Annotated in this window: 23 protein-coding genes; 10 read left to right on the top strand and 13 right to left on the bottom strand. The window is 71.3% G+C overall.

Going from position 1 to position 26393, the window contains the following annotated elements:
- Positions 1–17: 17 nt before the first annotated feature.
- From ACN9MP_RS05585 to ACN9MP_RS05575, 3 genes are all read right to left on the bottom strand, one after another.
- Positions 18–344 (bottom strand): thiamine-binding protein, encoded by a 327-nt coding sequence (locus tag ACN9MP_RS05585; protein ID WP_426324325.1) that lies wholly within the window; start codon positions 342–344, stop codon positions 18–20.
- 55 nt (positions 345–399) lie between these two features.
- The gene (locus ACN9MP_RS05580; protein ID WP_426324324.1) at positions 400–1611 is read right to left on the bottom strand and encodes a hypothetical protein; all 1212 of its coding nucleotides are present in this window, start codon (positions 1609–1611) and stop codon (positions 400–402) included.
- A gap of 88 nt (positions 1612–1699) precedes the next feature.
- The gene (locus ACN9MP_RS05575) at positions 1700–2563 is read right to left on the bottom strand and encodes an ADP-dependent NAD(P)H-hydrate dehydratase (RefSeq protein ID WP_426324323.1); all 864 of its coding nucleotides are present in this window, start codon (positions 2561–2563) and stop codon (positions 1700–1702) included.
- 41 nt (positions 2564–2604) lie between these two features.
- Between ACN9MP_RS05575 and ACN9MP_RS05570 the strand changes: the two genes are divergently transcribed.
- Positions 2605–3669 (top strand): NADH:flavin oxidoreductase/NADH oxidase, encoded by a 1065-nt coding sequence (locus ACN9MP_RS05570; protein WP_426324322.1) that lies wholly within the window; start codon positions 2605–2607, stop codon positions 3667–3669.
- A 63-nt stretch (positions 3670–3732) separates the two neighbouring features.
- Here ACN9MP_RS05570 and ACN9MP_RS05565 read toward each other — a convergent pair whose 3' ends face one another.
- Both ACN9MP_RS05565 and ACN9MP_RS05560 read right to left on the bottom strand, forming a co-directional pair.
- Positions 3733–4791: a hemolysin family protein gene (locus tag ACN9MP_RS05565; protein WP_426324321.1), complete on the bottom strand. Its 1059-nt coding sequence runs from the start codon at positions 4789–4791 to the stop codon at positions 3733–3735.
- Positions 4788–6116 carry a hemolysin family protein gene (locus tag ACN9MP_RS05560; RefSeq protein ID WP_426324320.1) on the bottom strand — a complete coding sequence of 443 codons (1329 nt, stop codon included), beginning with the start codon at positions 6114–6116 and terminating at the stop codon, positions 4788–4790. The genes ACN9MP_RS05565 and ACN9MP_RS05560 overlap by 4 nt, the downstream gene beginning before the upstream one ends.
- A 230-nt stretch (positions 6117–6346) precedes the next feature.
- On the opposite strand from ACN9MP_RS05560, the gene ACN9MP_RS05555 reads away from it, so the two are divergent.
- Positions 6347–7441 carry a YihY/virulence factor BrkB family protein gene (locus ACN9MP_RS05555; RefSeq protein ID WP_426324319.1) on the top strand — a complete coding sequence of 365 codons (1095 nt, stop codon included), beginning with the start codon at positions 6347–6349 and terminating at the stop codon, positions 7439–7441.
- A gap of 48 nt (positions 7442–7489) precedes the next feature.
- Here the strand turns inward: ACN9MP_RS05555 and ACN9MP_RS05550 are convergent, their stop codons facing one another.
- Entirely contained in the window at positions 7490–8947 is a 1458-nt protein-coding gene (locus ACN9MP_RS05550; protein ID WP_426324318.1) for a GuaB1 family IMP dehydrogenase-related protein, read from the bottom strand.
- 177 nt (positions 8948–9124) lie between these two features.
- Between ACN9MP_RS05550 and ACN9MP_RS05545 the strand changes: the two genes are divergently transcribed.
- Both ACN9MP_RS05545 and ACN9MP_RS05540 read left to right on the top strand, forming a co-directional pair.
- A complete protein-coding gene (locus ACN9MP_RS05545) occupies positions 9125–12880 on the top strand; it encodes a multifunctional oxoglutarate decarboxylase/oxoglutarate dehydrogenase thiamine pyrophosphate-binding subunit/dihydrolipoyllysine-residue succinyltransferase subunit (protein WP_426324317.1) in 3756 nt (1251 codons plus the stop codon).
- Between the two features lie 201 nt (positions 12881–13081).
- On the top strand, positions 13082–13564 hold the full coding sequence (locus tag ACN9MP_RS05540; RefSeq protein ID WP_426324316.1) for a hypothetical protein: 483 nt from the start codon (positions 13082–13084) through the stop codon (positions 13562–13564).
- 68 nt (positions 13565–13632) lie between these two features.
- On the opposite strand, the gene ACN9MP_RS05535 is transcribed toward ACN9MP_RS05540, so the two are convergent.
- Positions 13633–15198: a glycerol-3-phosphate dehydrogenase/oxidase gene (locus tag ACN9MP_RS05535; RefSeq protein ID WP_426324315.1), complete on the bottom strand. Its 1566-nt coding sequence runs from the start codon at positions 15196–15198 to the stop codon at positions 13633–13635.
- 84 nt (positions 15199–15282) lie between these two features.
- Between ACN9MP_RS05535 and ACN9MP_RS05530 the strand changes: the two genes are divergently transcribed.
- Together ACN9MP_RS05530 and ACN9MP_RS05525 are read left to right on the top strand one after the other, a co-directional pair.
- Positions 15283–16959 (top strand): FAD-binding oxidoreductase, encoded by a 1677-nt coding sequence (locus ACN9MP_RS05530; protein WP_426324314.1) that lies wholly within the window; start codon positions 15283–15285, stop codon positions 16957–16959.
- Positions 16956–17861, top strand: coding sequence for a diacylglycerol kinase (locus tag ACN9MP_RS05525; protein ID WP_426324313.1), 906 nt, complete (start codon positions 16956–16958; stop codon positions 17859–17861). The genes ACN9MP_RS05530 and ACN9MP_RS05525 overlap by 4 nt, the downstream gene beginning before the upstream one ends.
- Positions 17862–17906: 45 nt before the next feature.
- On the opposite strand, the gene ACN9MP_RS05520 is transcribed toward ACN9MP_RS05525, so the two are convergent.
- Positions 17907–18149 (bottom strand): alpha-ketoglutarate decarboxylase, encoded by a 243-nt coding sequence (locus tag ACN9MP_RS05520; protein WP_426324312.1) that lies wholly within the window; start codon positions 18147–18149, stop codon positions 17907–17909.
- Entirely contained in the window at positions 18146–18817 is a 672-nt protein-coding gene (locus ACN9MP_RS05515; RefSeq protein ID WP_426324311.1) for a sigma-70 family RNA polymerase sigma factor, read from the bottom strand. Before ACN9MP_RS05515 ends, ACN9MP_RS05520 begins: the two co-directional genes overlap by 4 nt.
- 118 nt (positions 18818–18935) lie before the next feature.
- Between ACN9MP_RS05515 and aroA the strand changes: the two genes are divergently transcribed.
- The 3 genes from aroA to bcp all read left to right on the top strand — a co-directional run bounded on the left by aroA (position 18936) and on the right by bcp (position 21957).
- Positions 18936–20309 (top strand): 3-phosphoshikimate 1-carboxyvinyltransferase, encoded by a 1374-nt coding sequence (gene aroA / locus ACN9MP_RS05510; RefSeq protein ID WP_426324310.1) that lies wholly within the window; start codon positions 18936–18938, stop codon positions 20307–20309.
- A 106-nt stretch (positions 20310–20415) separates the two neighbouring features.
- Positions 20416–21477: a ribosome small subunit-dependent GTPase A gene (gene rsgA / locus ACN9MP_RS05505; protein WP_426324309.1), complete on the top strand. Its 1062-nt coding sequence runs from the start codon at positions 20416–20418 to the stop codon at positions 21475–21477.
- Between the two features lie 9 nt (positions 21478–21486).
- Positions 21487–21957 carry a thioredoxin-dependent thiol peroxidase gene (gene bcp, locus ACN9MP_RS05500; protein WP_426324308.1) on the top strand — a complete coding sequence of 157 codons (471 nt, stop codon included), beginning with the start codon at positions 21487–21489 and terminating at the stop codon, positions 21955–21957.
- Here bcp and ACN9MP_RS05495 read toward each other — a convergent pair.
- Positions 21954–22340 (bottom strand): histidine kinase, encoded by a 387-nt coding sequence (locus tag ACN9MP_RS05495; RefSeq protein ID WP_426324307.1) that lies wholly within the window; start codon positions 22338–22340, stop codon positions 21954–21956. The genes bcp and ACN9MP_RS05495 overlap by 4 nt on opposite strands.
- Before the next feature lie 274 nt (positions 22341–22614).
- Between ACN9MP_RS05495 and ACN9MP_RS05490 the strand changes: the two genes are divergently transcribed.
- A complete protein-coding gene (locus tag ACN9MP_RS05490; RefSeq protein WP_018171995.1) occupies positions 22615–22863 on the top strand; it encodes a WhiB family transcriptional regulator in 249 nt (82 codons plus the stop codon).
- An 83-nt stretch (positions 22864–22946) separates the two neighbouring features.
- Here the strand turns inward: ACN9MP_RS05490 and ACN9MP_RS05485 are convergent, their stop codons facing one another.
- From ACN9MP_RS05485 to ACN9MP_RS05475, 3 genes are all read right to left on the bottom strand, one after another.
- Positions 22947–24431, bottom strand: coding sequence for a sensor histidine kinase (locus ACN9MP_RS05485; RefSeq protein ID WP_426324306.1), 1485 nt, complete (start codon positions 24429–24431; stop codon positions 22947–22949).
- A 9-nt stretch (positions 24432–24440) separates the two neighbouring features.
- Positions 24441–25331: an AAA family ATPase gene (locus tag ACN9MP_RS05480; RefSeq protein WP_426324305.1), complete on the bottom strand. Its 891-nt coding sequence runs from the start codon at positions 25329–25331 to the stop codon at positions 24441–24443.
- A gap of 409 nt (positions 25332–25740) precedes the next feature.
- A complete protein-coding gene (locus ACN9MP_RS05475; protein ID WP_426324304.1) occupies positions 25741–26373 on the bottom strand; it encodes an SAF domain-containing protein in 633 nt (210 codons plus the stop codon).
- Positions 26374–26393: the final 20 nt, after the last annotated feature.

Raw genomic sequence — 26393 nt, 5'->3', positions numbered from 1 at the left:
GTGCCCGTCCGCCCGCGTCAGCCGGCGTCGGGGTCAGCCGCCTGGCGGTCGATCGCCGCCTCCAGGCGCTCGATCTTGCCGTCGATCTCTCCGGAGAACCCGGGGCGGATGTCGGCCTTCAACACCAGCGAGACGCGGGAGCCGAACGGCTCGACCGCCTCGACCGCGCCCCTGACGACGCCCATCACCTGATCCCACTCCCCCTCGATCTCGGTGAACATCGACGTCGTGCGGTGCGGCAGCCCGCTGTCGCGAACCACGCGGACGGCGGCGGCCACGGCGTCGTGCACCGAGCCGTCGGCGCGACCGGTTCCACTGGGGGCGACGGAGAAGGCGACGAGCATGCGAACCTCCGGGTTCTCGAGGGGTCTTCGGGTCGGACGGCGTTGCCGCTGCCTTCTACTCTGTCACGCGCAGCAGGGCCCGGTTGTGGGCGGGCACACGGACGAGCCGCACGACGACCCACGCGAAGAGCACGACCACCAGGACGTTGCGCGCGACCAGCAGCGCCACCGCGCTCGGCTGCAGCACGAGGAGGGCGTCGTACCAGAACGGGAAGAGCAGCTGGGTGAGAGCGAGGATCACCAGCGTGAGCAGGGCCGGGCGGCGCCACCGCCGGCGATCCAGCGCGAGACCCACCACGACCGGCACCGCGAGCCAGATCATGTACTGCGGCGAGCCGACCTTGTTGAGCACGATGAACCCCAGCACCAGCGCGGCGGCGAGCGACGGGAACAAGCTGCCGAACGAGGCGCCTCGCCAGGCCTTGATCGCTCCGATGCCCGCGATCGCCAGCATGCCGAGGATCATGATGGGCGTCATGGCCGCGATGACGACGTCGACCCCCGGCCCGGTCACCTGGAAAGTCACGAGTTCGCGGTCGTAGAAGATCCATGCGCCGCGTACGCCCGCCGCCGCGAGCACCATGTAGACGGCGCTGACGGGCGCCTCGATCTGCAGCCCGCGCGAGGTCTGGTCACCCACGAACCCGAAGAGGTGCGCGCTGCCGCCGCCGATCACGACCGCGGCGACGACGGCCGCCGAGACCGCAGCCGCGGCACCGACGACCGCCAGTCGTCGCCGCCCCGCGACGAGCGCGGCGACGAGGAGTGCGGCAGGCCAGACCTTGACCCACGTCGCGGCCGTGAGAAGAGCCGAGCCCAGCCACGGGCGCCCGAGGAGCCACAGCGAGCCGGCGATGCCGAGCGGCACCGTGACGGCGTCGAGCCGGAACATGCCCACGCCGCCGAGGGCGAGGATCGCCGCCAGCCAGAACCACGCGGCCAGCACACGCCCACGAGAGCGGGCGCGCCCGACCAGCATCGCGAAAGCCGCGGCGTCGAGCACGGTCACGAGCAGCCCCCAGCCGAGGGTGTAGTCGATGACGCCGGCGGTCGCGCCGACGAGCAGGATCGGCAGCTGCGCGAGCGGGGGGTAGACCCAGTCCTCCGTGATGCCCGGGAAGGCGCCGCCGGCGAGCGTGCGTCCGGCCCACCAGCGGTAGAGCTGGTCGACGTCCCATGAGGCGGCGTGGTCGTCGGTGAAGCCCAGCCAGATCACGACCGCATGCACGAGGCAGAACGCGACCCACATCACCGCCCGCCGAGACACCCCACCATCCTAGGGACGGCGGCCCGGACGCACGCGGCTCGACGCCCCGAACGGGACGGCACGCCCACGGCGCGGGCCGCGCGTCCTGTCAGGGCGCCAGCGCCTCGGCGACCGCACGGGGCAGCGCCTCGGCGACGTCGAGGGCGGTGATCGGCCCCTCGCCGACGGACGGCGAGTCCGGCGCGCGTCCCCGTCCCGCGCCCTGCGCCGCGATGACGCCCGCCCGCCCGTGCAGCCACGCGCCCGAGGCCGCGAGCGCGGCCAGGGTGGCGGCATCCGTCTGCTCTTCGCGTGCCATCGCGCCGGCAACGAGCGCGCCGATCACGCCCGCGAGCACGTCGCCCGTGCCGGCGGTCGCGAGCCACGGCGTGCCCGCCTCCACGGTCGCGGCCCATCCGCCGGGTGCGGCGACCACCGTCACGGCGCCCTTGAGCAGCACCACGGCTCCGGTGGCCTCGGCCGTCTCGCACGCCGCCGCCACCCGGTCGGCGGGCGGATGTCCGAGGCCCAGCGCCGCGCGCAACCGCGCGTGCTCGCGGTCGTGCGGCGTGAGGATGCGGGGAGCCGTGGCATCCGCCGCGAGGTCGAGCGCTCCCGCATCGACCACCACGGGGTCGGTGTCGGACAGCACGGAGCGCAGCGCCGCGGTGTCGGCGGGACTCCGCACCGAGGCATCCGTCCCCGACCCGATCACCCACGCCTGCACCCGGCCGTCGGTCGTAACCGTCTCGGGCCGTCGGGCGAGCACCAGGCCGGCGGGCCGCTCGGGGCCGAGGTAGCGGACCATGCCGAGTCCCGTTCGCCACGCGGCCTCGACACCGAGCACCGCTGCACCCGGATAGGCCTCCGAGCCGGTCCGCATGCCCAGGACGCCTCGGGAATACTTGTCGTCGCCGGCCGTTGGCGTCCGAAGGGCGCGGGCGGCATCCGCACGCCCCCACGTCCTCACCATGTGGTCACAGTACCGCTCCCCCGATCCGATCCGGAGACCCGATGAGCCGCTTGTTCACCCCTCTCACCCTGCGCGACGTGACGGTGCGGAACCGTCTCTGGGTGTCGCCGATGTGCCAGTACAGCGCCGTCGACGGCGTGCCGCAGGAGTGGCACCACACCCACCTCGCGCAGTTCGCGTCGGGTGGTGCGGGCCTCATCGTCGCCGAGGCGACCGCCGTGTCGCCCGAGGGACGCATCTCGCCGGAAGACACGGGCCTGTGGAGCGACGAGCAGCGAGACGCCTGGGCGCCGATCGTCGCCGCCATCCGCAACCGCGGCGCGGTGGCGGGCGTCCAGCTCGCGCACGCCGGGCGCAAGGCGTCGACGTGGTCGCCGTTCTCGGGCCGTCGCGGCTCGGTCTCCGCGGCTGACGGCGGCTGGACCACTGTGGCTCCCTCGGCGATCGCTTTCGACGGCTACGCCGAGCCGGTGGCACTGGACCTCGCCGGCATCGACGGCGTGGTCGCCGACTTCGGCTCGGCCGCCCGCCGCGCCGTCGAGGCGGGGTTCCAGGTGCTCGAGCTGCACGCCGCGCACGGGTACCTGCTGCACCAGTTCCTCTCGCCGCTGTCGAACCTGCGCGACGACGAGTACGGCGGCTCCCTCGAGAACCGGGCGAGGCTGCTGCTGCGGGCCCTGGACGCGGTGACGGATGCCGCCCCCGGCGTCCCCGTCATCGTGCGGTTCTCCGCCACGGACTGGGCCGACGGCGGCTGGGACGCCGATGACACCATCGCGGTCGCACGCTGGGCGGCAGAGCGCGGCGCCGACTTCTTCGACATCTCCAGCGGCGGCCTCGTGGCCCATCAGCGCATCACCACCGGCCCGGGCTACCAGGTCGAGCTCGCGGCACGCGTGCGTCGCGAAGCCGGCGTTCCGGTCAACGCGGTCGGAATGATCGACGACGCCGAGCACGCCGAGCGCGTGCTCGCCGAGGATCTCGCCGACGCCGTCATGGCCGGCCGCGAATGGCTGCGCGATCCGCACTACGGGCTCCGCGCCGCCTCGGAGCTCGGCGTCGACATCGACTACTGGCCCGCTCCGTACCTGCGGGCGCGCCGCTGACCCACGAATGCGACGAGCGGATGCTGCGACCCCGGGTCGCAGCATCCGCTCATTGCCATCGCCTCAGAAGCCGCGCCGGCGGGTCGCGTCCTGCACCTCGCCGATGAGCTCCTCGATGATGTCCTCGAGGAACAGCACCGCGGTGATCTCTCCGGACTCCGTGCGCACCTGCGCGAGGTGACGTCCCGCACGGCGCATGAGCGCGAGCGCGTCCTCGAGGTCGGTCGACTCGAGCACCGGCACCATGTGGTGGATGCGCTTCGTCGGGATCGGGCGCGCGACGTCGGTCGCGGCATCCGGTCCCTCCGCCGCTCGCAGGATGTCCTTGAGGTGCACGTAGCCGAGCGGCACGCCGCTGTCATCGACGATGACGTAGCGCGAGAAGCCGTGCTTGGCGACGGCTCGCTCGATCTCGTCGGGGGTGGTCGACGACGGCAGCGTCACGAGCTGCGAGAGCGGCACCGCGACGTCGGCCGCCTTCTTGTCGGTGAACTCGACCGCAGCGGCGACGGTTCCGGCGGTGTCGTGGAGCACGCCCTCGATACGCGACTGGTTGACGATCGTCGCGACCTCCTCGAGCGTGAACGTCGAGGCGGCCTCGTCCTTCGGCTCGACGCCGAACAGCCGCACGACGTGATTCGCGATCCAGTTGAGGGTCACGATCACGGGGTGGAAGACCTTCGAGACCCACACCAGCGGGGTCGCGAGCATCAGCACCGCACGGTCGGGCACCGAGAACGCCAGGTTCTTGGGCACCATCTCGCCGAACACCACATGGAGGTACGACACCACGATGAGTGCCACGGCGAACGCGACCCCGTCCACGACGGCCTCCGACCAGCCGGTCAGTCCGAGCGGCTCGGCGAGGAGGTGGTGGATGGCGGGCTCCGACACGTTCAGGATCAGCAGCGAGCAGATCGTGATGCCGAGTTGGCTCGTCGCCAGCATGAGCGTGGCGTGCTCCATGGCGTAGAGCGCGGTCTTCGCCGAGCGCGAGCCCCTCTCGGCGAGCGGCTCGATCTGCGAGCGGCGCGCCGAGATGACGGCGAACTCGGCGCCGACGAAGAAGGCGTTGGCGATGAGGAGCACCACCAGCCAGGCGATTCCTGCCCAGTCGCTCATCGGCCCTCACCTCCCTCGGTCGCCTCTTCGTGGGGCATCGGCGTGGGGGTGAACCGCACGCGGTCGACGCGGCGGCCGTCCATGCGCTGGACCTCCAGCGTGCCGTCCTCGATGTCGACGGAGTCGCCGACGGCCGGGATGCGCTCGAGCACGCTCATGATGAAGCCGCCCACGGTGTCGTACACGTCGCCCTCGGGAATCCGGATGCCGGTGCGGTCGCGCACCTCGTCGGGCCGCAGCTCGGCCGGGAAGATCACGGCGTCGCCGACGCGGACGATGCCGGCGCGACGTCGGTCGTGCTCGTCGAGCACCTCGCCGACGATCTCCTCCACCAGGTCCTCGAGCGTGACGACACCCGCGGTGCCGCCGTACTCGTCGACGACGACCGCCATCTGGTAGCCGCGGGCTCGCAGCTCTGCGACGAGCACGTCCAGGTGCACGGCCTCGGGGAACCGCAGCGGCTCGGTCGCCAGCGCGGCGGCGGGCACGTCGCCGCGTCGCTCGCGCGGCACGCCGACGGCGGCCTTGAGGTGGACGATCCCGGTGATGTCGTCCATGTCCTCGCCGTACACGGGGAACCGGCTGTGGCCGGTGCGGCGCGCGAGCTGGATGACGTCCTCGGCGGAATCCTCTGCGGCGAGCGCGTGGATGCTCGGGCGCGGCGTCATGACGTCGGCCGCCGAGAGCCGGGCGAAGGTGAGGCTTCGGTCGAGGAGCGACGCGGTGTCCTCCTCCAGCACGCCGGCGCTCGCCGAGCGCCGGACGAGGCTCGACAGCTCCTCGGCGGTGCGGGCGCCCGAGAGCTCCTCCTTCGGCTCGATGCCGACAGAGCGGAGCACGCCGTTCGCACTGCCGTTGAGCACGGCGATCGCCGGGCGGAAGACCGTGGTGAACGCGACCTGGAACGGCATGACGAGCTTGGCCGTCTGCCGCGGGATCGCCAGCGCGAAGTTCTTGGGCACGAGTTCGCCGATGATCATCGAGAACACGGTCGCGATCGATACGCCGATGATGGCGGCGAGCGGCCGGGAGACACCGCTCGGGATGCCCCACGCGTCGAACACCGGCGCGAGCAGGTTCGAGATCGCCGGCTCCATCGTGTAACCGGTGAGGAGAGTCGTCAGCGTGATGCCGAGCTGTGCGCTCGAGAGGTGCGTCGAGGTGATGCGCAACGCGCTGATCGTCAGCGAGAGCCGCGTCTCGCCCGCCGCCTGACGGGCCTCGAGGTCGGCGCGGTCGAGATTCACGAGCGCGAACTCGCTCGCGACGAACAGACCGGTGCCGATGGTGAGAAGAAGCCCCACGCCCAACATGACGTAATCCATCACGCACTCCTCCTGGGCTGCAACCGGCGGTCAGGCCCAGACATCGGGGTGGAGGGTCGGTGGGGCGATTGTCTACAAGGAGGAGGGTCGTCCATCGTGCCGACCATTGTATGCCAGGGCTCCTGACGGGCGCCGCGGGAGGTGTCAAGCCCCTGCCCACGGGGCGTCGGCCGTTGCAGGCTGGTGCACCCGGCGCGCTGCGCCGATCGCGCCAACGATGCGGAGACGTCATGACCGCCACTACCGACACCCAGGCCGACGACGACCGGAACGCCCCGGATCCCGAGCACCCCGCCAAGCCCGATACGCCGGGCCAGGTCGAGAAGCGGTCCTGGAAGTACATCTTCACCAAGACCTTCCGGGAGTTCTCGGCGGACGAGTGCACCGACATCGCCGCCGCGCTCACCTACTACTCGGTGCTGGCGATCTTCCCGGGGCTCGTGGCCGTGTTCTCGATCTTCGGGCTCATCGCCGGCAACGGGAAGGCGACGGACGTGATCCTCGGGGTCGTGGAGTCCGCCTCGCCCGAGACCGCCAAGACCCTCAGCGGTCCGCTCCAGCAGCTCGCCGAATCCCCCGCGGCCGGATGGGGCCTGATCCTGGGTCTGCTGCTGGCGATCTGGTCCGCGTCCGGCTACGTGGGCGCCTTCAGCCGAGCCATGAACCGGATCTACGAGATCCGCGAGGGCCGTCCGTTCTGGAAGCTGAAGCCCGCTCAGCTCCTCGTGACGGTGATCGGGGTGGCGCTCATCGTGGTCGCCCTGGTGATCCTGGTCGTCTCCGGTCCGGTCGCGGACGCGGTGGGCTCGGCGCTGGGGCTCGGCGAGGTCGCCACCACCGTGTGGGAGATCGTGAAGTGGCCGGTGCTCGCGCTCATCGTCGTGCTGATGGTCGCGATCCTCTACTACGCGACGCCCAACGCCAAGCAGCCGAAGTTCCGCTGGATCAGTCTCGGCTCGCTGCTGGCCATCCTCACCCTGGTCGTCGCGTCGGTGCTGTTCGGGCTGTACGTCGCGAACTTCTCGAACTACGACCGCACGTACGGCTCGCTGGCGGGCATCATCATCTTCCTGCTGTGGCTGTGGATCGCGAACATCGCCCTGCTGTTCGGCGCCGAGTTCGACGCCGAGCTGGAGCGGGGCCGGGAGCTGCAGGCCGGCATCGCCGCCGAGGAGAACATCCAGCTCCCGCCGCGCGACACCCGCAAGATGGACAAGGCCGAGGAGAAGGAGCGCAAGGACGTCGAGGAGGGCCGGCGCATCCGCCTCGAGCACGAGGACGACCCTGAGCAGGCGACCGTGCGCGACGACGCCCGCGGACGGTGAGGGTGACGGATGCCGCGGCCCGCGGCATCCGTCATCCTCACCGGCGGCTCACCAGCTGACCGGAAGCGCCTTGCCCTCTTCGTAGCCGGCGGCGGACTGGAGGCCGACGCGGGCGCGGTCGTGGAACTCGCCGACCGTCGACGCGCCGGCGTAGGTGAAGGACGACCGCACGCCCGACGTGATCATGTCGAGGAGATCCTCCAGGCCCGGGCGCAGCGGGTCGAGGTAGATCCTCGATGAGGAGATGCCCTCGGCGAAGAGCTCCTTGCGCGCGAGCTCGTACGGGTCGAGACGCCCGAACCGCTCGTGCACGGCCTTCGTCGACGCCATGCCCCACGACTCCTTGTAGGCGCGGCCGGCCTCGTCGACCTGCAGCTCGCCGGGCGCCTCGATCGTGCCCGCGAACCACGACCCGATCATGACGGACGAGGCGCCCGCCGCGAGCGCGAGCGCGACGTCGCGCGGGTACCGGACGCCTCCGTCGGCCCATACGTGCGCGCCCATGATGCGCGCGGCCTCGGCCGTCTCGAGAACGGCGGAGAACTGCGGGCGCCCGACGGCCGTCATCATGCGGGTGGTGCACATGGCTCCGGGACCGACGCCGACCTTGAGGATGGTGGCGCCGGCGGTCACGAGGTCGTGCACGCCTTCGGCGCTGACGATGTTGCCCGCGGCGATCGGAATGCCGAGGTCGAGGTCGGCGACCGCGCGGAGTGCGCGCAGCATTCCCTCCTGGTGTCCGTGGGCGGTGTCGACGACGAGCACGTCGACGCCCGCCGCCGCGAGCGCCTGCGCCTTGGCCGCGACATCGCCGTTGATGCCGACGGCTGCCGCGACGATGAGCCGGCCCGACGCGTCGACGGCCGGCGTATAGAGCGTCGAACGGAGCGCGCTCCGGCGCGAGAGCGTGCCCACGAGGTGCCCGTGGTGCAGCACGCACACCGTTTCGGCCTCCGCTGCGACGATCACGTCGAACGCGTGACGAGCGCTCTCGATGTCGTCGGCGTCGACGGATGCTGCCCGCCCGCGCGCGAGGTCGCCCAGACGTGCGTCCGGCAGGGCGGTGCCCAGGCGCGTCGCCGGCACCATCCCGAGGATGTCCGCGGCGTCGACGTGGCCCGTGGACGCGTCCGCCACCACGATCCCGTGGCCCTCGGTCGGCGGAAGCAGGCGGGTCGCGTCGGCGACCGTCGCGTCGGGCGGCAGCACCAGGGGCGTGTCCCAGGAGACCGGTTGCGCCTTGACCCAGCGGATCGCGGCGTCGAGCTCCTGCAGCGGCATGTCCTGAGGCAGCACGCCGAGGCCGCCGCGGCGTGCCAGCGTCGCTGCCAGGCGTGCACCCGTGACCGAGTTCATGTTCGCGGAGACGAGCGGAAGCGTGGCCGACGTTCCGTCACCCGGAGCGAGGTCGACGTCGAGGCGGCTCGTGATCGCGGACCGTCGTGGAACGAGGAAGACGTCCGAGTAGGTCAGATCGACGTCGGGGGTTTCGCCGTAGAACTCCATGTCGGCCAAGGGTAGTGACAGTTCCTGTGGGGTTAATCCTGACGCTTCTTTCAGATTCCCGCGCGGCTGAGGCAGGGACCCCTCGCGAAGACTGGGCTAGGCTTAACCGGCGCGTGTGATGGCGGTCCCGCCCCGCGCGTATCCCAGAACTTCACCGATGAAAGCAGGCGATTCAGCGTGTCGAGCCAGGTGACGGGCGTCGGGGTTTCGAACGAAGGAGAGTTCGGAGCCAACGAGTGGCTCGTCGAGGAGCTGTACGAACAGTTCAAGATCGACCGGAACTCCGTCGACAAGGCGTGGTGGCCCGTTCTCGAGGCCTACCACCCCCTCGACGGCTCGGCACCGACGGAGGCCCCCGCGGCCACGCCGTCCCCCGCGTCCGCGGCTCCCACGGCCGCGGCTCCGGCCACGCCGGCTCCGGCGGCCGCGGCTCCGGCCGCCGCATCCGAGCCCCGTCCGATGACGGCGCCGATCCCCGTGATCGGTGCACAGCCTGTGGCCCGCACCACCGCACGTCCGGCCGCGCCGCAGCCGATCCCGGCGCAGGCGCCCAAGGCGCAGCCCTCGGCGGCGGACGGTGAGGCCGAGGCCGACGTCGTCACGACGCTGCGCGGCATGCCCAAGACCCTCGCGGCCAACATGGACGAGTCGCTGACGGTCCCGACCGCGACCAGCGTGCGCACCGTTCCGGCGAAGCTGATGATCGACAACCGCATCGTCATCAACAACCACATGGCCCGCACTCGCGGCGGCAAGGTGAGCTTCACCCACCTCATCGGCTGGGCGATCATCCAGGCGCTCAAGGAGTTCCCGAGCCAGAACGTGTTCTACGCCGAGATCGACGGCAAGCCCTCCCTCGTCGCCCCGGCGCACATCAACCTCGGCATCGCGATCGACCTCCCGAAGCCGGACGGCACCCGCGCCCTGCTGGTGCCGAGCATCAAGCGCGCCGAGCAGCTGACGTTCAACGAGTACCTCACCACCTACGAGGACCTGGTCACCCGCGCCCGCGGCAACAAGCTGACGGCGGCCGATTTCCAGGGCACGACGATCTCGCTGACCAACCCCGGCGGCATCGGCACCGTCCACTCGGTGCCGCGGCTCATGAAGGGCCAGGGCTGCATCGTCGGTGCCGGCGCCCTCGAGTACCCGGCCGAGTTCCAGGGCGCGAGCGACAAGACGCTCAACGAGCTGGCCATCGGCAAGACGATCACGCTGACGAGCACCTACGACCACCGCGTCATCCAGGGCGCGGGCTCGGGCGAGTTCCTGAAGAAGGTGCACGAGCTGCTCATCGGCCAGCGCTCCTTCTACGAGGACATCTTCGCGGCGCTGCGCATCCCGTACGCGCCGATCCACTGGGCCTCCGACATCAACGTCGATCTGGCGGAGCGCGTCGACAAGACCGCCCGCGTCCAGGAGCTCATCAACTCGTTCCGCGTGCGCGGCCACCTCATGGCCGACACCGATCCGCTGGAATACGTGCAGCGCACGCACCCCGACCTCGAGATCGAGAACCACGGCCTCACGTTCTGGGACCTCGACCGCGAGTTCGTCACGAACGGCTTCGGCGGCAAGCGTCAGATGAAGCTGCGCGACATCCTCGGCGTCCTGCGCGACTCGTACTGCCGCACCATCGGCATCGAGTACATGCACATCCAGGATCCCGCGCAGCGCGCGTGGTTCCAGCAGAACGTCGAGGTCAAGTACCAGAAGCCCGGCCACGACGAGCAGCTGCGCATCCTCGACAAGCTCAACCAGGCCGAGGCGTTCGAGACCTTCCTGCAGACGAAGTACGTCGGGCAGAAGCGCTTCAGCCTCGAAGGCGGCGAGTCGCTCATCCCGCTTCTCGACGAGATCCTGCAGGGCGCGGCCCAGACCGGGCTCGAGGGGGCCGCGATCGGCATGGCGCACCGCGGCCGCCTCAACGTGCTGACGAACATCGCCGGCAAGACGTACGGCCAGGTGTTCCGCGAGTTCGAGGGCTCTGTCGCGATCGGCTCCAAGAGCGGGTCCGGCGACGTCAAGTACCACCTCGGCACCGAGGGCACCTTCTCCGCCGACAACGACGGCGAGCTGCCCGTGTACCTCGCGGCGAACCCGTCGCACCTCGAGACCGTCGACGGCGTGCTCGAGGGCATCGTGCGCGCCAAGCAGGACCGCAAGCCCATCGGCACCTTCACGTGGCTGCCGATCCTGGTCCACGGCGACGCGGCCTTCGCCGGCCAGGGCGTCGTCGTCGAGACGCTGCAGATGTCGCAGCTGCGGGGCTACCGCACCGGCGGAACCATCCACATCGTCGTCAACAACCAGGTCGGCTTCACCACGACGCCCACCGACGGGCGCAGCTCGGTGTACGCGACGGACGTCGCGAAGACCATCCAGGCGCCGGTCTTCCACGTCAACGGCGACGACCCCGAGGCGGTCACCCGCGTCGCGCAGCTGGCCTTCGCGTACCGCGAGCAGTTCCACCGCGACGTCGTGGTCGATCTCGTCTGCTACCGCCGCCGCGGGCACAACGAGGGCGACGATCCGTCGATGACGCAGCCGCTGATGACGAACCTCATCGAGGCGAAGCGATCGGTCCGGCGTCTCTACACCGAGGCCCTCGTCGGTCGTGGCGACATCACCGAGGAGGAGTACGAGAAGGCCAAGCAGGACTTCCAGGGCCGCCTCGAGGTCGCCTTCGCCGAGACGCACGCCGCGGAGACCGGATCTTCGGCCGTGGTCACGCCGGAACTGGCGGCGGCTGAGGAGCCGGCCACCGGCGAGCCCCAGACGACCGGGGTCTCGCGCGAGGTGGTGAGCCTCATCGGCGACACCTTCGTCAACAAGCCCGACGGATTCGCGGTCCACAACAAGCTTCAGCAGCTGCTCGACAAGCGTCTCGACATGAGCCGCAACGGCTCGATCGACTGGGGCTTCGGCGAGCTGCTCGCGTTCGGCTCGCTGCTGCTGGAGAAGACGAACGTGCGCCTGGCCGGCCAGGACTCGCGCCGCGGCACATTCGTGCAGCGCCACGCTGTGCTGCACGACCGGTCGAACGGCCAGGAGTGGATCCCGCTGACGAACCTGTCCGACGATCAGGGCAAGTTCTACGTCTACGACTCGTTCCTCAGCGAGTACGCCGCGATGGCGTTCGAGTACGGCTACTCGGTCGAGCGCGCCGACTCGCTGGTGCTGTGGGAGGCGCAGTTCGGCGACTTCGCGAACGGCGCCCAGTCGGTGATCGACGAGTTCATCTCCTCGGCTGAGCAGAAGTGGGGTCAGCAGTCGAGTGTCGTGCTGCTGCTCCCGCACGGCTACGAGGGCCAGGGCCCCGACCACTCGTCGGCTCGCATCGAGCGGTACCTGCAGATGTGCGCGCAGGACAACATGACCGTCGCTCGTCCCTCGACGCCCGCGTCGTACTTCCACCTGCTGCGTCGTCAGGCGTACGCTCGCCCGCGCCGTCCGCTCGTCGTCTTCACGCCGAAGGCGATGCTGCGCCTGCGCGGGGCGACCAGCCCGGTGGAGGACTTCCTCACCGGCCGGTTCGAACCGGTGATCGACGACGACCGCGGCCTGGACAAGTCCGCCGTCAAGCGAGTCCTGCTGCACGCGGGCAAGATCCACTGGGATCTTCGCGCCGAGCTCGAGAAGAACCCCAACCCCGAGATCGCGCTGGTGCGGCTGGAGCAGTACTACCCGGCCCCGATCGAGGACCTGAACCGGGTCATCGACTCGTACCCGAACGCCGAGCTGGTCTGGGCGCAGGACGAGCCCGAGAACCAGGGCGCGTGGCCGTTCATCGCCCTCGAGGTCGTGAAGCACCTCCGCGGGCGCACGATCCGCCGCGTCTCGCGCGCGGCCGCGGCATCCACCGCCACCGGTTCACCGAAGGTGCACGCCGCCGAGCAGGCGGCCATCATGCAGGAGGCGCTGACGCTCTGAGCGCGGTCCGCCGCGAACGGCCCCGGAACCCCCGCTGCGTGTGGGAGGTTCCGGGGCCGTTCGGCACATCGGGGGGTTTCACCTAGGGAGAAGACCCGGATACCCCGGCGGAACCTGCCGACCTAGAATCTCTCGGGGTTCTTCTTTGCGCTTACCGGGGATCACGCACCACCGATCCGAAGAACCCCGGGGGAGGAAGAAATGTCCATCAAGCGCATCTCGATCGCTCTGGCCGCCGCCGCGGCCGCGGTCCTCATCGCAGCGGCGCCTGCCTACGCCGGCAGCGCCCACTTCATCAAGAGTCAGACCGATGCGACGCTGAAGGGCACAAGTCTCGTCGTCTCGTTCAAAGAGGCCGGCCTCGAATCCGGCTCCACGGAGACGATCACGGCTTCGGCGACCCTCGTGGCGGAGTATCAGTGCATCAACAATGGAGGCAAGAACCCGTCCGACCCGAAGAAGGCCACCGTCACCACGCAGCCGTCGGCGAGCGGCACGTTCAGCGCCGACAGGAACGGCAACATCAGGGGCTCCCTGACGCTGACCCCGCCGGACCCGTCGACGGTGCTCGACTGCCCCAACGGTCAGAAGTCCACGCTGATCTCCGGAACCTACTCCGACGTCATGCTGGTCGACTCGACGAGCGGTGCGACGGCGACGCTTCCCGGGCCGTACTCGTTCTGATCACCGGACAGTGTGACCGGTGACCACCTGTGGGCGGGAGGCGTGGGGGCGCCTCCCGCCTTCCATCGTCATGACGACGGTCGGAGCGGCTCGACCCCCGCCCGGGCGAAGGCGGCGGCTGCGGCATCCGTCGACGACGCCTTGTCTGCGTCGACCAGGCCGAGCCTCGTCCGGCGGTCGAGCAGGTCGTCGATGCTCATGGCACCCTCGACCCTGACCCCCCACTCGAGTTCCTGCGGCGTCACGCGGCGCGCGGCACCCGCGCCGCCGGGCAGCGCGGCGACGTACGGAGCCTCCGCCCCATAGCGCCGCACCAGCCGAGGGGCGGCGGCGATCTCGGCCAGGCGGTGGCGCGGCCAGGCGCCCACGAGCGGGATCGACGCCGTACGCGACGGACGGGAGGGAAGGCCCGGGTCGCGCCGGATCACCGCATCCACCGCGTCCTCGGCCATGCGGCGGTAGGTGGTGAGCTTGCCGCCGACCACGCTCAGCACGCCGGACGACGACTCGATGATGGCGTGACGCCGCGACAGGTCGCTCGTGTCGGCGTCATGTCGCCCCTCCAGCAGCGGCCGCAGTCCCGCGAAGGTCGCGAGCACGTCGGCCCGCCCGAGCGGCTCGGACAGCACGGTGTTGACCGTGCCGAGGAGCGTGTCGATCTCACTGTCCGCCGACTGCGCGACCTGCGGGATCGGCCCGTCGGCGGGGACGTCGGTGATCCCGATGTACGTGCGGCCGTGCACGGCCGGCAGCGTGAAGACGAAGCGGCTCGATGAGCCCGGTATCGGCACCGTGAGCGAGACGTCCGAGCCGCCGAGCCGCTCGGTCGACACCACGAGGTGAGTGCCGCGGCTCGGGCGCAGCCGCACATCCGGGTCGAGTTCCCCCGCCCAGACGCCGGTCGCGCTCACCACCGCCCTGGCGTGCACCGTCAGGGTGTGGCCGGCAACGGTGTCGCGAAGGAGCGCGTCACGACCGCTGACCGAGACCGCTTCGACACGCGGGAGGATGGATGCCCCGTAGCCGGCGGCCGTGCGGGCGACGGCGACGACCAGCCGGGCGTCGTCGATGAGCTGCCCGTCCCAGCCTCGCACGGCACCGCGCAAGCCGCTGGGGTCGACCGCCGGGGCCAGCCGGAGCGTCTCCGCCGCCCCGATCGGCCGCGGACCGGGGAGGAGCGCACCCGGGGTGCCGACCGTGCGCCGCAAGCCGTCGCCGAACTCGTACCCCAGGCCGACGAGGGCACCGCGCGCCACGTGCCCGGGGGCGTGCAGCGGGACGATCTGCGCCAGCCCCCGCGTGAGGTGCGGCGCGGTGCGGGTGAGCAGGATGTGCCGCTCGACGGCGCTCTCGCGCGCGATACCGACCTGGCCCGATGCCAGGTACCGGAGCCCGCCGTGGACCAGCTTGGAGCTGAACCGGCTCGTCCCGTGCGCGAGATCGTGCCGTTCGACCAGCACCGTGCGCAGGCCCCTCGTCGCGGCATCCAGCGCGATCCCCACGCCGGTGATGCCTCCGCCGATGACGAGCACGTCGATCTCGCGCTCGTCGGCGAGCGTGTCGAGTTCGCGGGTGCGCCGCGCGACGGAGAGCGTCGAAGAGAAGGGCGTCCGTCCCATCACGCGGCTGTGCACCCTGACATGATGCCCTATGTCCACCCCGGCATCGGTGGTGCGATCGCCGGACGCGTGCACGCGCCGCGGTGCCATACTGGCCGGATGCCGACGATGCCCGACCTCCCAGCGCAGGCCGGGCGGCCGCTCGAACGACCGAGCCCGCGCCCTCGCGGAGACTGGGATGCCTGGGGCTCGGAGCCCGCCCGCCTCCCTGCCGCCGCGAAGGCCATCGTCGCGACGCTGCTGCCGGGGAAGGCGCACCCGGTCGCGCGCCGCCAGGGGCCGGTGCTGACCCCGTCGCGCCTCACCGACGCCGACCTCGGCGCACTCGCGGCCGTGGTCGGCGCCGAGAACGCGACGCGCGACGACGGGGTCCGGCGCCTCCACCTGGGCGGCAAGAGCACGCCCGACCTGCTGCGCCGGCGGCTCGACGAGGTCCAGCAGGCGCCCGACGCCGTCATCTCTCCCGCCGACCACGCCGAGGTCGCCGCCGTGCTGTGCGCATGCGACGGGCTGGGCATCGCCGTCGTCCCGTTCGGCGGCGGAACGTCGGTCGTGGGCGGCGTGGAGCCCGCACGAGGCAGCCACCGCAGCGTGATCGCCCTCGACCTCAGCCGCACGGCGGCGCTCCTCGCGCTCGACGACGTCTCGCTCCTCGCCACCCTCGGCGCCGGCACGACGGGCCCGCAGGCCGAGGAGCTGCTCGGCGCCCGCGGCTTCACGCTGGGCCACTTCCCGCAGAGCTTCCAGTACGCGTCCCTGGGGGGCTACGCCGCGACGCGGTCGAGCGGGCAGGCGTCGCGCGGCTACGGCCGCTTCGACGACCTCGTGCACGCACTGCGGGTCGCCACGCCGGTGGGTGATCTCGAACTCGGCCGCTCCCCCGCGAGCGCCGCCGGTCCCGATCTGCGCCAGCTCTTCCTGGGCTCGGAGGGCGCGTTCGGCGTGCTCACCGAGGTCACGGTGCGGATCCGCCCGGTCCCTGCGGCGACCGTCTACCGGGCATGGTCCTTCCCGGACTTCGCCGCGGGGACCTCGGCGTTCCGGGAGGCCACGCAGCGCGGCATCCGTCCGACGGTCCTCCGGCTGAGCGACGAGACCGAGACGCGCGTGAACGCCGCCATGGGCGGGCACCTCACGCGCCTGCGCGGATGCCTCGCCGTCGCGACCTTCGAAGGCCCGAGCGTCCGCGAGGCCGAGACGGTCCGCGACGCGCTGGACGGCGTCTTCACGGCGCATGGCGCGACCTCCCGCGGTGAGGAGCCGGCGCGGTCGTGGGAGCGCGGGCGCTTCGCCTCCCCCGCGCTGCGCGACACCCTCATGGACGCCGGCGTCCTCGCCGAGACCCTCGAGACCGCGACCAGCTGGTCGGGCCTCGACGCCCTCAAGCGCTCGGTCACGGCCGCCCTCACGGCGAGCCTGTCCGCCGCCGGCGCCAAGCCGATCGTCCTGTGCCACATCTCGCACGTCTACCCCGCAGGCGCCTCGCTGTACTTCACCGTCGTCGCGGCGCTGACCGACGATCCGCAGCGCCAGTGGGCAGCGGCGAAGGATGCCGCGTCCCGCGCCATCGGCCAGGCACAGGGCACGATCACGCACCATCACGCCGTCGGGCGCGACCACCGCCCGTACCTGGAAGCCGAGATCGGCCCGCTCGGGGTGGAGGTGCTGCGTGCGGTCAAGGGCGTGCTCGACCCGAAGGGCATCATGAACCCCGGCGCGCTCGTCGACGCCGGCGCGGAGCCGACGGAACCCGCCGGTCCGGCGGACCGCACATGAGGGTCGCCCTCGTGGTCAATCCGGCGGCGCGGGCCGGAGCGCAAACGGGTGCGGCGACACGGGCCGCGGAGCGGCTCCGGGCCCACGGCGTGCAGACCTCGATCCTCAGCGGCGGCAGCGCCGCGGAGTCGTCCGAGCTCCTGCGGGCCGCGATCGACGTCGGCATCGATGCGGTGGCGGTGGCGGGCGGCGACGGAACGGTGAGTCTCGCGATCCAGGAGGTCGCGGGCACCGGCATCCCCCTCGGCATCGTGCCGTGCGGCACCGGCAACGACTTCGCGGCGACGCTGGGCCTGCGCGAACTCGACGTGACGGCGGCGGCCGACGCGATCGCGACAGGAGTTCCGCGCCGCATCGATCTGGCGAAGGTGACGCGGTCGGACGGCTCGACGCGATACTTCGGCTCGGTGCTCGCGAGCGGCTTCGACTCCAAGGTCAACGATCGCGCCAATGCGATGCGATGGCCGCGCGGCGGCTCGCGCTACACCATCGCGATCCTCCGGGAGTTCCTGACGCTCACCGGCATGCCCTACGAGGTCGAGGCCGATCTCGCCGACGGCACGTCCGAGCAGTGGCGAGGCGACCTCGTGATGGCGACCGTGGGCAACGGACGCACGTATGGCGGCGGCATCCCGATCTGTCCCGATGCGGACCCCGTCGACGGCCTGCTCGATCTCGTGCTGGTGCGCCCGGCGGGGAGGCTGAGGCTGCTGCGCCTGCTGCCGCGCGTCTACCAGGGGACCCATGGGGATGTCGCTGAGGTGGTGATGCGCCGCGTGCGATCGGTGCGGCTCTCGTCGCCCGGTGTGACGGCGTATGCGGACGGCGATCCCATCGGCGCCCTGCCGCTCAGGGTCGACGTCGCGCCCGGTGCGCTCACGATCTTCGCGCCGCCGGATTGACCGTCGGCGGATCGCCTCTCAGCGGATCGACCGTCGGCGGCGGCGTCAGTGAGCGGCCTGGACCGCTCGCAGCCTCGCCAGCACCTGGTCGCGAAGCTCCTCCGGTGCCGTCTCCTTGCATGCGCGCGCCACCACCTCGGTGAGGGTGCGCGCGACGAGCGCCTCGCTGCGGCATTCCGCGCAGTGCTCGAGGTGCTCGGCGATGTCCGAGTGCTGGGTCTTGCAGACCTCGTTGCGCAGGTATTCTTCGAGGTCGCGTCGCGCCTTCTCGCAGCCGCAGTCCGTCATTTCGTGCTCCTTGTGGCGGCAGTGGCGATGCCGCGCTCTTTCGCGTAGTCGGCCAGCAGTTCACGAAGCATGCGCCTGCCACGATGCAGACGGCTCATGACCGTGCCGATGGGGGTCTTCATGATGTCGGCGATCTCCTGGTAGGCGAAGCCCTCGACGTCCGCGAGGTACACCGCCAGCCGGAAATCCTCCGGGATGGACTGCAGCGCGTCCTTCACGACCGACGCGGGCATGTGGTCGATCGCCTCGGCCTCTGCCGAGCGGCTGCTGGTCGCGGTCGTCGACTCCGCGCCCCCGAGCTGCCAGTCCTCGAGCTCGTCGATCGTGCCCTGGTAGGGCTCGCGCTGCTTCTTGCGATAGGTGTTGATGTAGGTATTCGTGAGGATCCGGTAGAGCCACGCCTTGAGATTGGTGCCCTGCGTGAAGGTCTTCCATGACGCGAACGCCTTGACGAACGTCTCCTGCACCAGGTCCGCGGCATCCGCGGGGTTGCGGGTCATGCGCATCGCCGCGGCGTAAAGCTGGTCCATGAAGGGCAGCGCCTGCTCTTCGAACTGCGCACGCGGGTCCTGCTCCTGCTCCTGCTCCGTCGGGGCAGCCTGTTCGGTCGAGTCGCTCATCACGCGCCAGTCTACGGCGGCCGTATCAAAGCCGGCCGAGACCCTCATGACGGGCTCCTCGTGCAGGGTCACCTCTGTGTTCAGGCGATCAAGAGTGGCGAACATCCGGCTCCGCTTCGTGGTGGCTCCCGGTCGGTGTCGATCCGGTTCGTTAGGGTAGAACCCGATGACAGCCGACGGGTATTCCCCCACCTCCGCGCCGATCGAGCGCGGCCCCTGGCACGCCCCGGTGGCGGACGGCCCTCTGCTGGCCACCGTGACCGTTCCCGGTTCGAAATCGCTGACGAACCGCGAGCTGATCCTGGCCGCGTTGGCCGACGGCCCGAGCCGTCTGCTCGGCCCCCTCCACTCCGACGACTCGGCCCGCATGATCGATGCGCTGCGCGCGCTCGGCGTCGGGTTCGAGTTCATCGAGGGTTCCGGCACGTACGGCGACGACATCGAGGTGACCCCGGTCTGGCCGCTGCACGGCGACACCGAGGTGAACTCCGGGCAGGCGGGCACGGTGATGCGCTTCGTCGCCGGTCTCGGCGGCTTCGCCCGCGGCGACGTGACGCTCACCGCGCACGAGAGTGCGCTGCACCGTCCCATGGGCGCGATGATCTCGGCCCTCCGCGACGTCGGCGTCGACATCGACGACGGCGGGCACTGGGCTCTCCCCTTCACCATCCGCGGCCACGGTCACGTGCGCGGTGGCGAGGTGACCATCGACGCCAGCGCATCGAGCCAGTTCGTGTCGGGTCTGCTCCTGGCCGCGCCGCGCTTCGACGTCGGACTGCAGCTGCGGCATTCGGGCGACCGGCTGCCGAGCATCCCGCACATCGACATGACCGTCGAGGCGCTGGCGCACCGCGGCGTCCACGTCGAGCGTCCGGCGATCGGCGAGTGGATCGTGCCCGCCGGCCCGATCCGCGGCAAGGACGTCGCCATCGAGCCCGACCTGTCGAACGCGGCGCCGTTCCTCGCGGCGGCGATGGTCGCCGGCGGCTCGGTGGCGGTCACCGGGTGGCCTGCTCACTCGACGCAGCCCGGTGCGATGCTCACCGAGATCCTGTCCCTCATGGGCGCACGGGTCGTCCGCCGCGGCGGCGCGCTCACGGTCACGGCGGGCTCCAGCATCCAGGGCGTCGATCTCGACCTCTCGGCCGCCGGCGAGCTCACGCCCACGATCTTCGCCCTGGCGGCCTTCGCGGACTCGCCGTCGACGCTCCACGGCATCGGGCACATCCGCGGCCACGAGACCGACCGCATCGCGGCGCTCGTCGCCGAGCTGCGCGGGCTGGGCGGCGAGGCCGAGGAGTTGCCCGACGGCATCCGCATCGTGCCCCGCCCGCTGCACGGCGGCACCTGGCACACCTACCACGACCACCGCATGGCGACGACCGGTGCTCTCATCGGCCTCGCGGTCGCGGGGATCGAAGTCGACGACATCGGCACGACCGCCAAGACGATGCCCCAGTTCGCGGCGATCTGGCAGCGCATGCTCGAAGGCCACCACGCCGAGGACGGCCTCTCCGAGGAGACGATGCGCGCCTCATGAGGCGGCGCGACGGCCTTCGCGGAACGACCCCATGACGACGATGACGCGACCCAGACGTGAGCGAGAAGGTCGATGAGCGGGACGACCCCATGAGCGGAACGACGGCGTGAGCTGGCTCGACGATCTCGACGACGAGGAAGAGCCGGAGTTCGACGAGGCCGACGTGCGCGTGCGTCCCAACCCGAAGGCCAACCGTCCCCGCACCAAACGGCGCCCGGCGCACAGCGATGCCGAGATCGCCCGCGTGCTCGGTGTGGACCGTGGCCGTTACACCGTTCTGGTCGACGAAGACCTTCCCGGCGAGCGTACGGTGCACGCCGCTCGCGCCCGTGAGTTGCGCAAGACGCCGATCGTCACAGGCGATCGCGCCCGCGTCGTCGGCGACGCGTCGGGCGACCAGGGCACACTCGCGCGCATCGTCGGCATCGAGGACCGCATCTCGCTGCTGCGGCGCAGCGCCGACGACACCGACCAGGTGGAGCGGGTGATCGTCGCCAACGCCGACCAGATGCTGGTGGTGGTCGCCGCCGCCGATCCCGAGCCGCGCGCCAGGCTCGTGGACCGGTACCTGGTGGCGGCCCTGGATGCCGGCATCCGTCCTCTGCTCGTCGTGACGAAGACCGACCTCGCCGACCCCGCCGAGTTCCTCGCGCACTTCGAAGGCCTCGACCTCGAGGTGTTCACCAGCGGTCGCGAGGAGATGCCGCTCCAGCGCATCGGGGCGGCCCTCGCCGGCCACTCCACCGTCTTCGTCGGTCACTCCGGCGTCGGCAAGTCGACACTGGTGAACGCACTCGTGCCGGATGCGCGGCGCGCGACGGGCCACGTGAACGTCGTCACCGGGCGCGGTCGGCACACGTCCAGCTCGACGGTCTCGCTCCGCTACCGGGGCGAGGGCGGCAACGGCTGGGTCATCGACACTCCTGGCGTCCGCTCCTTCGGCCTCGGCCACGTCGACCCGGCGAACATCCTCCGCGCGTTCACCGACCTCGACCAGATCGCCCAGGAGTGTCCCCGCGGCTGCACGCACCTGCCGGACGCCCCCGACTGCGCCATCGTCGAGGCCGTGGCGGAGGGCAGACTCGGCCCCGGCGGCCCGGCGCGGCTGGATTCCCTGCAGCGACTGCTCGAGACGTTCGCGAAGAAGGCGCAGGAGCCCGGCGCTTAAGGTGGAGAGGTGACCACGACGCGCCTCGAACCCGGCTCCCTCGCCCCCGCCTTCACCCTCGTCGACCAGGACGACCGGGCCGTGACGCTGAAGGACCTGCGCGGCGGTCGCGTGATCCTGTTCTTCTACCCCGAGGCGATGACGCCGGGCTGCACCAAAGAGGCGTGCGACTTCCGCGACAGCATCGCCCCACTGCAGGCGGCGGGCTACACCGTCCTCGGTATCTCGCGCGACCTTCCCGAGAAGTTGCGCCGATTCCGCGAGCGCGACGGCCTCACGTACGACCTGTTGAGCGACCCCGACCATGCGGTGCACGAGAAGTACGCGGTATGGGGCGAGAAGGTCAACTACGGCAAGACGTTCATGGGCGTCATCCGCTCGACGTTCGTGATCGATGAGAAGGGCCGCCTCACGCAGACGCTGTACAACGTGCGCGCCACCGGGCACGTCGCTCGGCTGCGCACGCTGCTCGGCGTCTAGCCCGAGCGCCCGTCGTCGGCGCCCGCGTCGCCCGGCCCCGGCGCGGAGCGGCCGGCGCCCCGCACGGCGAGGACCAGCAGCACGAGCACGAGCAGGGCCGGAACAGCGAGCACCAGCGCCGCCACGGGCTCGGCGAAGGCACCGGTCGCGGCCCCGAGCGCCACGGCGAGGATCAGCAGCTGCGTGACGATCGCGCCCGAGCGGCCCCACGACTGACCCCGCCAGATGGCGACGGCGAACGCGACGACCGCCGCCGCACCCGCGAGGGTGAGCACCATGAGGGCCACCGCGCTTTGGATCGAGCCGGTGTCACCGCCGGCGATGGCGGCGATCTCGCGCACGAGGAGCGCTGCCAGACCCAGCCCCTCGAGCCCCACGAGCACCGCGGCGATCCTTCCGGACAGGTTTGTCCGCATACTTCGTCGACTCCCTTTCCGGCTCACGATCGTTTGTGCGTACCCTCCATACCGCCCGGGGAACACTCAGCAAGTCCTACACAAACCCGCCGGGGAACCCTTGATTCAGGTAAACCGCTATGGGACGATTGGTGAAGCCGTGTGCTCCCACAGCGACGTGGGGCGAGTCATCTCGCACACCCCACAGGGTATCGGACCCGAGCCGGCACTCAATCCCCACCCCCTCACAAGGAGCACCACCATGGACTGGCGCGACAAGGCCGCCTGCCTGACCGTCGACCCCGAACTGTTCTTCCCGGTTGGGAACACCGGGCCGGCCGTCGACCAGATCGAGAAGGCCAAGTCGGTGTGCGCGCGGTGCACCGTCACCGAGATCTGCCTGCAGTACGCCCTCGAGACCGGACAGGACTCGGGCGTATGGGGCGGGCTCTCCGAAGACGAGCGCCGTGCCCTCAAGCGCCGCGCCGCTCGCGCCCGTCGCGCCTCCTGACCTCAGCGTACGCAGACCGGATGCCGTAGCCCTGGCATCCGGTCTCGCTTTGCGCTCCCCCGCCGGACGTCCGCGATCCGGCGTCAGCCCTTGGCGCGTTCGATGTAGCGCAACGGGATGTCGATCGTCACCTCGGTGCCGCTGCCCATGATGGTGTGCCAGTCGATGGTGCCGCCGAGCTCTCCCTGGATGAGCGTGCGCACGATCTGCGTGCCCAGGCCACGACCCACCTGCCCCTCGGGGAGACCTGAGCCGGTGTCGCGCACGCGCACCTCGAGCCGGTCGTCACTGCGCTCGGCGATGATCTCGACATCGCCCTCCTGACCGGCCAGGCCGTGCTCGACGGCGTTGGTCACGAGCTCCGTGAGAGCGAGCGCGAGCGGCGTCGCGTACTCGCTCGGCAGGGTGCCGAAGCGTCCGGTCGAGTGGGTCTTCGCGCGGGTGTTGGGAGCTGCGGCGACCTCTGCGACCAGCTTGAGCACGCGGGCGAACACCTCATCGAAATCGACGTTCTGGGCCAGGCCCTCGGACAGCGTGTCGTGTACCACGGCGATGGCCGACACGCGCCGCATCGCCTGCGTGAGGGCCTCCCGGGCTTCTTCGGTGTGCGAACGACGAGCCTGGATGCGAAGGAGCGACGCGACCGTCTGCAGGTTGTTCTTGACGCGGTGATGGATCTCCCGGATCGTCGCGTCCTTGGTGATCAGCTCCTGCTCCTGGTGGCGGATCTCGGTCACATCGCGGCAGAGCACGATCGCGCCGATGCGGGTGCCGTGGTCGCGCAGCGGGATCGTGCGCAGCGACACCGTCACTCCGCGGGCCTCCAGGTCGGCGCGCCACGGCGCGCGACCGGTGACCACGACCGGCAGCGTCTCGTCGAACTGGCGCTTCGCCGGAAGGATGGCCGTCACCACCTCGACCAGCGACTCCCCCTCGAGCTCGTCGTCGAAGCCCAGGCGATTGAACGCCGAGAGCGCGTTGGGGCTGGCGAACGTCGTGATCCCGTCGACGTCGAGGCGCACGAGCCCGTCCGACGCGCGGGGCGCGCCCCGTCGTGGTGAGGTCGGGGCCGTGAGGTCGGGGAAGTCACCGGAGGCGATCATGCCGAACAGATCGTCGGCGCAGTCGTTGAAGGTGATCTGCTGACGCGAGGGGGTGCGCGCTTCGCCGAGGTTGGTGTGCCGCGTCAGCACGCCGATGACTGTCACCTCCCCGCCGTTCCGGCGTGCCACCGGGACCGCGCGCACGCGCGTCGGGGTCTCTTCGAACCAGTCCGGCGAGGCGGAGTCGACGATCCCTCCGGTGTGGAAGGCCTCGCGCACCTGCGTGCGCCACTGCGGCCGCACGCGGTCGCCGACGATGTCGCGGTAGAACAGCGTGGCCGCGCCGCCCGGGCGCGTGTGGGCCACGGCGACGAACGAGTCATCGGATGTCGGCACCCAGAGCACGATGTCGGCGAAGGCCAGATCGGCGAGGAGCTGACCGTCCCCTGCGAGACGGTGCAGCCACTCCACGTCGTCTTCACTGGAGCGGCCCTGGGCGTACACGAGATCGCTGAGGGTCGACACGGATCTAGCCTAGAACCCGCGCGTCGGCGCGCCGGTCCGCGGCGGCGGGGTCTGTGACGAATCCGCTCTTGCGTGTCGGGACCCGCGGCGCCGTGCCTTCCCGGCCGACTCCGGCGCCTGGGCCGGCACGACCGCTTCGCCGACGAAGCGGCGCAGCGCGAGGGTGAACGGCGAGCGCGGGGCGACCTCGGCGATCGGCAGCGACGCGAGGATCGCCGCATCCGCGGATCTGGGGTCCTGCGGCAGGAACCATACCTCGGGGACGCCCCCGAACCGATCGAGAATGCGGCGGACCTGCCCGCGGGCGTCGACGCCGAGCGTGCCGGGACGGAGCTTGTTCGCGACGACGACGATCGGAGCCGCACCGAGCGTCGCACGCAGGTCGGCGTGGCCGCGCAGGAACCGGGCGACCCCGACGGGATCCGCGCCGACCACCGCGACCACGAGGTCGGCCGCCCGCAGCGCCGCGAGGGTGGCGGCATTGCGTCGCGGGCCGTCGAGGTCGCTCATGATCTCTTCGTCGCGCTCGAGCGATGAGCTCACGTCGACGATGGTGTAGTCGGCCCACTGCCGGCAGGCGGCCAGCGCCGAGGCGACTCTGCGCTCGCTCAGTTCCGGCCACCTCGACGGGCGATTGATACCGGTGAGCACGTCGACGCCCGTACGGCCGAGCGGCACGGCGATGCGCGTGAGCTCGCGTGAATCGAGGCCGCCGAGATCGGCCTGCCGGCAGGCGGCCGCGAAGCCCGGGCCCTCGTCGGCGAGACCGAGCGTGAGCGCCACCGACGGCGCATGCGTGTCGGCATCGACGAGGGCGACATGTCGGCCGCCGCGCGCGAGCTCCACCGCGAGCTCGACCGCGACCGTCGACCGGCCGGGCGCGCCGGCCGGTCCCCACACGACGATGACCCGCGGCGCAAGCGGGGCGCGGCCGGCGCCGGCGCGGCGGGGCCGGCCGCGAGCGCTTCGGCGATGTGCCAGGGCTCGACGGGGTGCGGGAGCGGCGGCTCGAGGCCGCAGGCCGCTGCGATGCGCTCTCCTGCGCGGTCGTCGACGAGCGGCAGCACCCGCGTGCCCGCACGGTCGCACAGTGCGACCACGGTCGGCGACATCGTGGCGCGGGACACGTGGACCACGAGTGCATCGGCGTCGGCGAGAGCCCGCAGCATCGTCTCGGCCTCGGCGCCCAGCATCCCGTCGGCCGCCAGGAGTGCGGGAGCGGATGCCGCGACCTGCGCGATCACGTCGATCCCCTCACGTCGCAAGCCCGCGACGAGGGAGTCGGCCTCGTCGACCGCGACGACGATCCTCACGAGCCGGCGCCTGTCGTCGGAACGATCGACAGGGCGGAACCGTCCGCCATGGCCGCCAGGGTCGCCGACACGTCGGTACGCGGGATCACGAGTTCGAGCGCCGCCGCCCCGCCGCCGATCATCGATTCGTCGCGCGTCACCGACACGACGGTGGCATCGGCGACGAGGATGCGCGGTTCGTCATAGACGCCGCGCTCGAGCAAGGGCGCCGCCCACAGCTCGACGACCGTGCCCGCCGCAACGGACGCCGGCACGTCGACCGCGCTGCGGACGACGACGCTCGTGGTGCGCGCGGAGTCGGCATCTCCGATCGATGCCGACGGCACCAGCTCGCCCTCCTCGATCGTGCGGGTGGCGACCGCGGCCGCGCCCAGGTCGTCGGCGGCCAGGTACGCGCCTGCCACCGACCCCAGGGCGACGTCCACGACCTCGAGGTCGCCGGCGCCGATCGCCTCGCCCGGCACGATGGTGTGCGCCGCGGCGTACACCGGCGCAGTGTGGCGCGCGGCGGAGATGACGAGCCAGACGCCCACGACGGATGCCGCGACGAGCAGCACGCCGAGAAAGAACCGTGCGTCGCCCCAGAAGGCGCGACGCGGGGTGCGGACGGGGTCGCTGACGGCGCTCATGCGTCCATCGTCGCCGAGTC

The organism is Microbacterium sp. E-13 (genome assembly GCF_049912955.1).
Lineage (GTDB): Bacteria > Actinomycetota > Actinomycetes > Actinomycetales > Microbacteriaceae > Microbacterium.
The sequence above is the reverse complement of the archived record's forward strand: the minus strand, read 5'-3'. Positions and strand labels throughout refer to the sequence as shown.

What these genes read in the sequence shown, in the direction of transcription:
- ACN9MP_RS05565 (WP_426324321.1), bottom strand. Translation starts at nt 4,791, where the DNA reads ATGAGCGACTGGGCAGGAATCGCCTGGCTGGTGGTGCTCCTCATCGCC.
- ACN9MP_RS05490 (WP_018171995.1), top strand. Translation starts at nt 22,615, where the DNA reads ATGGACTGGCGCGACAAGGCCGCCTGCCTGACCGTCGACCCCGAACTG.
- ACN9MP_RS05540 (WP_426324316.1), top strand. Translation starts at nt 13,082, where the DNA reads ATGTCCATCAAGCGCATCTCGATCGCTCTGGCCGCCGCCGCGGCCGCG.
- ACN9MP_RS05585 (WP_426324325.1), bottom strand. Translation starts at nt 344, where the DNA reads ATGCTCGTCGCCTTCTCCGTCGCCCCCAGTGGAACCGGTCGCGCCGAC.
- ACN9MP_RS05550 (WP_426324318.1), bottom strand. Translation starts at nt 8,947, where the DNA reads ATGGAGTTCTACGGCGAAACCCCCGACGTCGATCTGACCTACTCGGAC.
- ACN9MP_RS05525 (WP_426324313.1), top strand. Translation starts at nt 16,956, where the DNA reads ATGAGGGTCGCCCTCGTGGTCAATCCGGCGGCGCGGGCCGGAGCGCAA.
- ACN9MP_RS05575 (WP_426324323.1), bottom strand. Translation starts at nt 2,563, where the DNA reads ATGGTGAGGACGTGGGGGCGTGCGGATGCCGCCCGCGCCCTTCGGACG.
- ACN9MP_RS05530 (WP_426324314.1), top strand. Translation starts at nt 15,283, where the DNA reads ATGCCGACGATGCCCGACCTCCCAGCGCAGGCCGGGCGGCCGCTCGAA.
- ACN9MP_RS05475 (WP_426324304.1), bottom strand. Translation starts at nt 26,373, where the DNA reads ATGAGCGCCGTCAGCGACCCCGTCCGCACCCCGCGTCGCGCCTTCTGG.
- ACN9MP_RS05560 (WP_426324320.1), bottom strand. Translation starts at nt 6,116, where the DNA reads ATGGATTACGTCATGTTGGGCGTGGGGCTTCTTCTCACCATCGGCACC.
- ACN9MP_RS05515 (WP_426324311.1), bottom strand. Translation starts at nt 18,817, where the DNA reads ATGAGGGTCTCGGCCGGCTTTGATACGGCCGCCGTAGACTGGCGCGTG.
- ACN9MP_RS05555 (WP_426324319.1), top strand. Translation starts at nt 6,347, where the DNA reads ATGACCGCCACTACCGACACCCAGGCCGACGACGACCGGAACGCCCCG.
- aroA (WP_426324310.1), top strand. Translation starts at nt 18,936, where the DNA reads ATGACAGCCGACGGGTATTCCCCCACCTCCGCGCCGATCGAGCGCGGC.
- ACN9MP_RS05570 (WP_426324322.1), top strand. Translation starts at nt 2,605, where the DNA reads ATGAGCCGCTTGTTCACCCCTCTCACCCTGCGCGACGTGACGGTGCGG.
- ACN9MP_RS05520 (WP_426324312.1), bottom strand. Translation starts at nt 18,149, where the DNA reads ATGACGGACTGCGGCTGCGAGAAGGCGCGACGCGACCTCGAAGAATAC.